The sequence below is a fragment of the Mycobacterium innocens genome (genome assembly GCF_900566055.1).
Taxonomy (GTDB): domain Bacteria; phylum Actinomycetota; class Actinomycetes; order Mycobacteriales; family Mycobacteriaceae; genus Mycobacterium; species Mycobacterium innocens.
In genome coordinates, this window is the sequence record NZ_UPHQ01000297.1 from 1 (window position 1) to 1,308 (window position 1,308).

The window sequence follows — 1,308 nt, forward strand, 5'->3', positions numbered from 1 at the left end:
TTGCGATAAATTAATCTAGGTCGCTGTCGGCGTGTCGCGGTCTGGGACTGAGGGTGTAGTTCCATTCGCCGTGGAAGTCGTGGCGGGTCAGGATATGTTCGGTTTCAAGGGCTTTCATCTGCGTGTCGGGGATCTTGACACCGGTGGGGTAGGTGGCTTGGTCGAGTTCGGCGTGGACGGTCAGCCCGGTGCTTGTGGTGGTGGCTGCGATGGTCTCGACGATCACTTCGTGGCTGGTCAATGGTCTGCCGCGCCAGTTCATCGAGATGTGGGAGAACAAGCGGTGTTCGATCTTGTTCCACTTGGAGGTGCCCGGCGGCAGGTGGCAGACGGTGATCGTCAGGCCGGTGTCGGCGGCGAGGGCGGCGAGTTCGGTTTTCCATTGCCGGGTGCGGTACCCGTTGGAGCCCCCGCCATCGGCGCTGATCAACAGTCGGGAAGCGTTGGGGTGCAGGTTCTTTCCTGCATTGTGCCACCATGCTCGGATGGTGTTGACCGCGAACGCGGCGGTGTCGTGGTCGGTGCCCACCGCCACCCACCCGGTGTTCGTCCCCACGTCGTAGACCCCGTACGGATTGGCCTTGCCCAGCGTGGGGTCGATGAAGTCGTGGACCTTGACCTGCTCCGGCTCGCCTTTGGGCTGCCACTCCCGGCCACCGTTCCTGTAGGCCCCGACCAGCTCCTTCTTCTTGGTGTCGACGCTGATCACCGGGTCCCCGGCAGCCAAGTGGTCGGTGGCCTGATCGTTGAGGTAGGCGAACTGGGCGTCCCGGTCGAGATGCTGCCCGCCCTCGGTGGTCTTGGCGTTGGCCTGCAGGCTGTAGCCCCGTTCCCGCAGCAACCGGCGCACCACGATATCGCTGACGTGGTGACCCTCGTCCCGCAACGCCGCGGTCAGGGCACGGATCGATTTCGATGTCCACCGCAACGGCGACATCGGATCGCCCCTGGTCACTGGGTCGATCAACGACTCGAACGCGGCCACCAGCCCCGCGTCATGGGATTCGGCGCGCTTGCGGCCACCGCCGGGTCGACGCGACCTGCCCGCACCGGGGCCGATCCCGGTATCGGCCTCCTTACGGCCTCGGCGCACCGTGTCGGCCGCGACCCCGGTCGCCTGCGCCACCACCGCGACACCCCCCGGCCCCAACTCGGCCGCCTCGGCCCCGAGCCACAACCGGCGCTGAAACTCCGACAAATGCGGTCCCATCACCGCGTACCGCCGCGCCACCGAGTCCGCCAGATCCGCCATAGCACAACCGTAGCGCCCGAAACCAGCAAAAACGACGTTATTTAATCACGAGTCCT

General features: G+C 65.6%; 1 pseudogene. It reads right to left on the reverse strand.

Annotated features, from left to right (window positions below):
* Nucleotides 1-37 precede the first annotated feature (37 nt).
* Nucleotides 38-1,252, reverse strand: a pseudogene (locus EET03_RS28120) (ISAzo13 family transposase); the annotation flags it as partial.
* Between the last annotated feature and the right edge of the window lie 56 nt (nucleotides 1,253-1,308).